Here is a 6,784-nt window from a genome sequence, read left to right as displayed (position 1 = left end):
ATGGTGGACCCGACCTCGGGTGTGGAGCGGCTGGTGGATGCGCGGATCGAGATGGCTGGCCGTCGGTCGGCATCGACGGTGAGGAGACGCTGATGATACTGGCTCCGCTGGTGATGCAGTCCCCGCCGTGGGTGGACATGCTGGTGACTCAGGTGCCTGCCGGTGCGGTGTCGGTGCGAGCGTGGCGCGTGTGGCGCGCGGCAGAGGTGCTGGTGCGTGGCCGTCACGTGCTGCTCGGGTCGTCGGCTCGGGTGGTGGACTATGACTTGCCTGTCGGCTCTCCAGTGTCGTATCGGGTGGAGGCCCTGTCCGGGTCGGGTCAGGTGATGGAGTCGGCGTCGGTGCAGGTGTCGGCCCCGTCGCCCGGGCACTCGATGGCGTGGCTGTCTGACCCGATGTCCCCGATGGGGTCTGTGGTGGTTGGTGTGCTGCGGGGCGGGTCGCGTGGCCGGTGGTCGTCGGCGATGGAGATGGTGCGTCCGATGGGTGGTTTGCCGATCACGCAGGGCGGTGAGCGTCAGGTGCGGGTCCGGTCGTGGCGTCTGGTCGCTGAGGATGAGGCGACGGTGCAGGCGGTGGACGCGATCATGCTGGCCGGGCCGACGGTGGTGTTGCGGGGCGACCCTGAGTGTCTGGATCATCCGACGGGGCTGCTGTACGTGTCGGCGGCTGATGTGGAGTCGGAGCGGACTGTGCCGCACCTGCCTCGGGTGACGTGGCAGATGGACGGGTATGAGTCGCGGGGGCCGGCGATCCTGCCGGTGGTGCCGTCCCGTACCTATGCCGACGATATGGCTGAGCATCCGACGTATCAGGACTCGACTGCTGCGGCGGCAACGTATCTGGACCGTCTCCGTCTGCTGGAGGCGTAGCTATGTGGCCGGTCGATGAGAGGTGGGGTGCGGCTCGTCTGGGGGATGTGGAGCTGTCGTGTCAGGTGTGGCCGACGCTGCGGGGTCAGGTGCTGACTGCTGAGCCGCTGGAGGTGGTGGACGGGTCGCTGTCGGTGGAGGTGCGGGGCGGGCAGGTGCAGTCGTCGCTGGAACTGTCTGTGGCTGACCCGGACGGGTCGCTGTTCACGGGCGCACCGGATGCGCCGCTGGCGGTGCATGGGCATCGACTGGTGGTGCGTGCCGGGTACGCCGGCGTCGGTGATGCGCCGCTGGGCGAGTTCCGCGTGGAGCGCATCGTGCCGGACGGGTCGCCGTGGCGGCTACACCGCTCGGGCCGGTGGGTGCGTGGTGCTCAGATGCTGCGCGTCTCCGCTGGTGACCTGCTGGGGATCGTCGCCGATGACCGGTTCACGACCCCGACGCGGCCGCGTGGGGGAACGGTGCGCGCTGAGGTGCAGCGGCTCGTCGCCGACATCCTGCCGGTCGGTGACTGGTCAGCGTCGCAGACGGTGCCGTCGTCGGTGGAGTACTCGGAGTCCCGCATGGATGCGCTGCTGTCGGTGATGCGTCTGGCGGGTGTGGTGGCGTGGGTGGATCGTGCCGGGGCGCTCCAGGGTGTCCCGGATGTGGGGTCTGGTCAGGTGTGGGAGGCGTCTGCTGCTGATGTGGTGGAGTGGGTGCCGGTGATGGACCGGGACGGGCTCCGCAACGGGTGGGTGGTGACATCGGAGTCGGAGTCTGGGCAGCCGCTACGTGGGGCCGAGTTCGAGGCATCGGGTCCGCTGGCATGGGATGCCTCCGGGTTCGGACGCGTCCCCGAGTTCCTGCACTCCCCGCTAATGCGGACGAACGCTCAGTGCGCGTCGGCGGCGAGGACGATGGGTGAGCGGGCGAGGGCGGCGCGTCGTCAGGTGCTGACCGTGACGTGCGCCCCAGACCCGGCCCTTGATGTGCTGGACACGCTGCGGCTACGGCTGCCGACCCGCACGGTGGATGCCCTGGTGACGGGTATCAGGCTGCCGCTGACTGGGGGATCGATGACGGTCACGGCGAGCGCTGGGTGGGGGGTGCTGGTCGATGTCTGATCCTCTGGGTGATGCTGTCGCGTCTGCTCTGACCCCGGCTCGTCCGCCTGCCGTCGCGGGGGAGGTGAGGGCAACTTCCCCGGTGCTGCTGGTGTCGGTGCTGGGGTCCGAGGTGACGCCGCTGGTGTGGCTGCCGACACCGCTGGCGGTTGGTGACCGGGTGCTGCTGCTGCGCTCCGAGGGGGTGTGGCATGTGGTGGGTCTGCGTACCGCCCGGCCGAGTGAGGGCACTGTGTCATCCACTGGGTCTGGTGTGGTGACCGTCTCGACTGGGGTGGGGCCTGTGACGGTCCCGCACGTCGGTGGTGTGCCGGTGGTGGGTGATCGGGTGGCGCTGCTGTGGGGGTCTGCTGGTGGTGTGGTGGTGGGCCGTATCGGCACACCGTCCGCTCCGCCGCCGCCATCCACGCCGCCGTCTGACCCGACCCCGCCACAGACTGATCCGGCGCCCGCACCGGCCACTGTGGCTGCTGGGGCGGTGCAGGCTGCGACGGCTAGGTCTGGGAGGTGGCGCAGCGACGGCACCGCCGGGCACCGCGCCTATCAGGGGCACTCCACCTCGGGGCAGGTGGCCGACAACACCGGCTACTTTTTTTACGGCTCGACCCTGGCACGGGGCGGGACTGGCTCGTCTGGTGTGGTGCGTCTGTATCGGGCGACCGGTGCGGGCATGTCGGCGGCGCGGACCGTGTGGCTGGCGCTGCACGGTGCTGCGACGCGACCATCGTCACCTCCCGCGCTGACAACTCAGCCTCGCGCCGCCGGGACAGTGGCACAGGGCGGCACCGTCGACATCGCGCTGACCAGCGCTGAGGTGTCGGCGCTGCTGTCCGGCGCTGCTCGCGGGATCGCTGTCTCGTACCAGGGCACCACGGACTACATGGCACTACTGGGCCCATCTGACCGTCCCGACGCTGGACGGGTCACTCTCATCACCACGATCTAAGGAGGCACGGGATGCCGACCACACCGATCTATGGACTCCGGACGCCGGAGTTGGCGGACGCAAACAACGTCCCGGCAGATATGGCCCTGCTGGCTCAGGGCACCGAAAATGCGCTGTCGTCGCTGTCTCCGTCGTGGTCGTCATACGCCGTGGCGTGGTCGCAGAGCGACGGCACCAACCTCTCGATCGGAAACGGCACGCTGGAGGGTCGCTGGATGCAGGTGGGGCGTCTGGTGCACGCCTCGGTGTCGATGGGGCGAGGCTCGACCACCAATCTCGGGTCGGCGGCGTGGGTGTGGTCGATGCCGGTCAACGCCAGGGCCTGGATGATGGTCACTGGCGTGGGGTGGCTGGCGCGTGGCGGGTCTGAGTATCCGCTGACGGTGAGGCCGGTGGGCCCTGGCCGTGTGGTTGCGCTGATCCCGTCCGGGCGGATCTCCAACAACAACCCTGGTGGGTGGGCGTCGGGCGACTCGCTGTTTTTCACGATGACCTACGAGGTGTGATGATGGCTGATCGGATCACGTGGCGCGGCTCCCTGCTGTCGCCCCGCACTCGGGACGCACTGATCGAGGCCGAGCGGCTGGCTGCCGCGATGCCCGAGTTCCGTGGCTGGCGGGACGGGTGGATCATCCGCCCCGGTCAGGGGTCGTGGCAGCCACGCAGCCCCTACTCGGGCTCGACCCACACCGGAGACGGCGTGGTCGACCTGTCGATCCGCCACCACCTCACCCCACCGCAGCGCAAGGCGGTGCTGAGGGCGTGTCGGCAGGTCGGGTTCGCGGCATGGCATCGGATGCCGTCCCGCTCATGGGTGGAGCATCACCATCTGGTGCTCATGCCCCCCGACCAGACCACCAACACAGAGGGGCTGGCTGCGTCGGCGATGGTGCAGGTGTCGCACTACCGGCGTGGCCTCGACGGGCTCGTCGGCAAGGACCGCGACCCGGACCCGTGGAGACCGTCCCCGCTCCTGTCGTGGGAGCAGTACCAGCAGCGCACCGACACCCACACCACCCAAACATCCACCCAGGAGGATGACATGCCCTACACCCCAAACCAGCTCAAAGCCATCGTCACCGACGCGCTGGCCGCCTACGACTGGCAGCCGCTCCAGAAAGGCTCATCGAACGCGCTCGTCGCCAGCTCCCGCAACAACAACCAGATTTGGGCCAGCATCAACAGCCAGGAGACGCTGCGGCTGGTGCGGGAGCTCGCCAAGCGTCAGGGCGTGGTCGTCGATGAGCAGGCGATCGCCCGCTCGGTGCTCGCCGGACTCACCCCGCTCGTGCGCACGGCCGTCGAGGCCGCAGTGAAGACCGGTGGAACCCCGCAGGCCGTCGCCGACGCGGTCGTGTCCCGGCTCGGCGACGCACTCAAGGACTGACGCGTGTCTCGCCGGACAGCGATGCTCGGGCTCGGCGTCCTATGGGTGCTGGTCGGGGTGTCGCTGCTCTACGCGGCCGTCCCTGCCCGCGCCGAGCTGATCGACCTGCCCGACTGGCTACGAGCCGCCCTGTGGGTCGCTGCCGGCGTGGTCGCGATCGCCACATCAAGCCATGTTCGGGCGTCGGTGTGGGGTCTGGCTGCGATGGCGCTGGTAGCCTCCGAACGGGTCGGCGCATGGATCGTCGCATGGATCGCCCACGACGGCAACGACCCGGCGACGAAACTCGGGTTGTATCTGATCGCGCTGTGGGCGGTGTGGATCACGGCCCGCATCCCCGCCGATCGGGAGGCATGATGGTGGGTACTGTCCTATCTGTGCTGGCGATCATGGTGTCGCCGGTGGTGGCGTGGCTTGTGGCGCGTGCCGGTCAGCGCTCGACGCAGCGGTCGGCGGAGATCACCTCAGCCACCGACCTGGTGCCTGACCTCATCTCACGCGTGGAGCGACTCGAGCAGCAGGTGCATGCGCTGCAATCCGAGCTGTCCGAGCGGCTGGGACAGCTGTCCGCCGCCGCCTGGTTCATCGACCAGGTCGGGATGCTCCGCCGCCCTGACTGGGGCCGGATGCCCCGCGTCCCGCACCGCATCCGTGGCCATATCGACCCGAGCCTGTGGCTCGACCCTGATCCGGTGGACGACACCGAGCCGTCCACGCCTACTGCCTGAGGAGACTCCCATGACCACCACCCCCAACCCCATCAGCATCGCTCCCGAGGATCGTCCGGCGATCGCCGCCCGTCGTGGCTGGCAGACCCTGCGGCAGGGCCTCGCGATCGCTGTCGGACTCGCTGTGCTCACCACCCTCGTCGGCTCGCTCGCGGCCCCGTCGCTGCGTGACTGGCTGGCGTCGTGGGAGGTGTGGACCTGGTCCGCGATCCAGGCCGCAGGTACGGCGCTGCTGGCGTACCTGCTGCGCCGCTACCAGGACGACAGTGGCGTGGCCCCCCGCCATGCCGCTGACGAGGATGAGGGAGCCACCTAGCCCGCCCCGAACACAAATCTGCCCCCCCCGACCGCTGTGGTCGGGGGGGCAAATTTGTGTGTCATCACATCGGGCGGGTGCTGGGAAGACCCAAGGCCGCACCCGGCTGATGCCGGGGGCGTTCTTTACAGGCTGAAACCGCGAGCCCCGCGGCCAGAATCCCGGACGTTCAGCGGGCCGTGAGCTTGTCCTTCGCGGCGGCGAGGTCCATCTCGGCCTGATGGACATGCCATCGGGCGCACATGGCACGCAGCGCGTCGATCCGGCGCGCCAGGGTCTCCACGTCGCCCAGTCCGCGGCCTTGGTAGCGCAGCTGGCGGGCCTGCCAACAGTCGATCAGGCCGAGGCCGTGCTCCGCCCAATCGCTTGCGGCTTTGCTCGGGAGGCCCAGCTCCGGTCGAGGGTCGAGGCGCATCATGTCGAGCGTCACGCCAACAGCCTCGGAAAGCGTGAGCTGGGAGTAGGGGACAACGCTGGCCACGAGCGCCAGGTGGCCCACGGCGTCCTGCCTCTGAGAGGAGGCGTTGATGTAGCCGTAGACATCCGGCATTGAAACCTGGTACCAGCGCCAGCCGCCGTCGACCGAGTGCGCGCTGGGCTGGCGATCTCCGCCGAGAATCCGGGCCAGATGCTTGGCTGTGAGCGCGCGAGGCTTGCCGAAAGCGACCGGGAAGGGCTCGCCAGAGTCAGTTTCTGCGACCACTAGCGCCGGGTCCACAACGGGACGACCGCGAAGGAGGTAGCCGTGGCCCATATGCGCCAGGTCGTGGTCGAGCCGTTGGAGAATGCGGGACGCGTCACGCCAGGCCCGCGTGGCGATGTATCTAGCCATGGTTGTGGAGTGCGGCGTAGGCCCACTCCACCTCGATATCAGGATCAGCCAGCATCGCCCGACCAGCCGCCGCCGCCCACCACCCACGAGGACGATCCCCCACAGGTCCACGCGACAGCGCGATCGGCATCTCAGCGTCCAGCATCCGCTCCACCGCCTCGTCATGGCGGGCCAGCTCGCCCCAAATCAGCCCCGCAGCCACGAGAGCATCATCACCCACCTGCACATATACCCAAAACTACCCAACTGTGTGGGCAAGTTTGGGTATCCCTTGACCTCCGTGGCTATGTATGTCTAGTGTTCAGGTCATGAATAGGTATACCCAGAAGGCGCTTGCTCCGGCTGAGGCCGCGGACGCGCTGAGCGTCTCCATCAAGACGCTGCGTCGCTGGGCGGACGCCGAGCCGCCCCTCATCAGGTCCGTTCGGCTCCCGAGCGGTCACCGACGGTTTCCGCGGTCCGAGATTGATCGCCTGCTCGGCGCCAAGGTGCCCGAGGGGAGCGAGTCATGAACGGCGCATTCGTCCTCGCCCTCCTCGCCATCGGCGCCGTGCTCTGCTGGTACGCGATCACCGAGGCGGGTGATCTCCGATGACC

At 68.8% G+C, this 6,784-nt stretch carries 10 protein-coding genes; 9 read left to right on the top strand and 1 reads right to left on the bottom strand.

The window, feature by feature from the left end; all coding sequences use genetic code 11:
- The 8 genes from ACTQ0H_RS09015 to ACTQ0H_RS08980 form a co-directional block, all read left to right on the top strand.
- Positions 1-872: hypothetical protein (locus ACTQ0H_RS09015; RefSeq protein WP_441548075.1), on the top strand; the 872-nt coding region annotated here is incomplete at its 5' end.
- 2 nt (positions 873-874) lie between these two features.
- Entirely contained in the window at positions 875-1,978 is a 1,104-nt protein-coding gene (locus ACTQ0H_RS09010) for a hypothetical protein (RefSeq protein WP_441042108.1), read from the top strand.
- An 82-nt stretch (positions 1,979-2,060) separates the two neighbouring features.
- Complete coding sequence (locus ACTQ0H_RS09005; protein ID WP_441042110.1) at positions 2,061-2,924, top strand: hypothetical protein; 864 nt, start codon at positions 2,061-2,063, stop codon at positions 2,922-2,924.
- A gap of 11 nt (positions 2,925-2,935) precedes the next feature.
- Positions 2,936-3,430 (top strand): hypothetical protein, encoded by a 495-nt coding sequence (locus ACTQ0H_RS09000; RefSeq protein ID WP_441042112.1) that lies wholly within the window; start codon positions 2,936-2,938, stop codon positions 3,428-3,430.
- A 2-nt stretch (positions 3,431-3,432) separates the two neighbouring features.
- Positions 3,433-4,311 (top strand): hypothetical protein, encoded by an 879-nt coding sequence (locus ACTQ0H_RS08995; RefSeq protein WP_441186305.1) that lies wholly within the window; start codon positions 3,433-3,435, stop codon positions 4,309-4,311.
- A 3-nt stretch (positions 4,312-4,314) separates the two neighbouring features.
- Positions 4,315-4,668, top strand: coding sequence for a hypothetical protein (locus tag ACTQ0H_RS08990; protein ID WP_441042116.1), 354 nt, complete (start codon positions 4,315-4,317; stop codon positions 4,666-4,668).
- 2 nt (positions 4,669-4,670) lie between these two features.
- Positions 4,671-5,039 carry a hypothetical protein gene (locus tag ACTQ0H_RS08985; RefSeq protein ID WP_441401651.1) on the top strand — a complete coding sequence of 123 codons (369 nt, stop codon included), beginning with the start codon at positions 4,671-4,673 and terminating at the stop codon, positions 5,037-5,039.
- 10 nt (positions 5,040-5,049) lie between these two features.
- Positions 5,050-5,355, top strand: coding sequence for a hypothetical protein (locus tag ACTQ0H_RS08980; RefSeq protein ID WP_441042439.1), 306 nt, complete (start codon positions 5,050-5,052; stop codon positions 5,353-5,355).
- 169 nt (positions 5,356-5,524) lie between these two features.
- On the opposite strand, the gene ACTQ0H_RS08975 is transcribed toward ACTQ0H_RS08980, so the two are convergent.
- Positions 5,525-6,187: a hypothetical protein gene (locus ACTQ0H_RS08975; RefSeq protein ID WP_441548074.1), complete on the bottom strand. Its 663-nt coding sequence runs from the start codon at positions 6,185-6,187 to the stop codon at positions 5,525-5,527.
- Positions 6,188-6,495: 308 nt separating this feature from the next.
- Between ACTQ0H_RS08975 and ACTQ0H_RS08970 the strand changes: the two genes are divergently transcribed.
- Positions 6,496-6,699 (top strand): helix-turn-helix domain-containing protein, encoded by a 204-nt coding sequence (locus ACTQ0H_RS08970; protein ID WP_441548073.1) that lies wholly within the window; start codon positions 6,496-6,498, stop codon positions 6,697-6,699.
- Positions 6,700-6,784 lie beyond the last annotated feature (85 nt).

It is taken from the genome of Collinsella sp. LCP21S3_A3, assembly GCF_052118905.1.
GTDB lineage: Bacteria > Actinomycetota > Coriobacteriia > Coriobacteriales > Coriobacteriaceae > Collinsella.
Note: the sequence above shows the minus strand (reverse complement) of the source record. Positions and strands in the feature narration are given on the sequence as shown.

Bases quoted from the DNA above. Each gene is read 5' to 3' on its own strand.
- ACTQ0H_RS08975 (WP_441548074.1), bottom strand. From the start codon at position 6,187: ATGGCTAGATACATCGCCACGCGGGCCTGGCGTGACGCGTCCCGCATT.
- ACTQ0H_RS08980 (WP_441042439.1), top strand. From the start codon at position 5,050: ATGACCACCACCCCCAACCCCATCAGCATCGCTCCCGAGGATCGTCCG.
- ACTQ0H_RS08995 (WP_441186305.1), top strand. From the start codon at position 3,433: ATGGCTGATCGGATCACGTGGCGCGGCTCCCTGCTGTCGCCCCGCACT.
- ACTQ0H_RS09000 (WP_441042112.1), top strand. From the start codon at position 2,936: ATGCCGACCACACCGATCTATGGACTCCGGACGCCGGAGTTGGCGGAC.
- ACTQ0H_RS08970 (WP_441548073.1), top strand. From the start codon at position 6,496: ATGAATAGGTATACCCAGAAGGCGCTTGCTCCGGCTGAGGCCGCGGAC.
- ACTQ0H_RS09010 (WP_441042108.1), top strand. From the start codon at position 875: ATGTGGCCGGTCGATGAGAGGTGGGGTGCGGCTCGTCTGGGGGATGTG.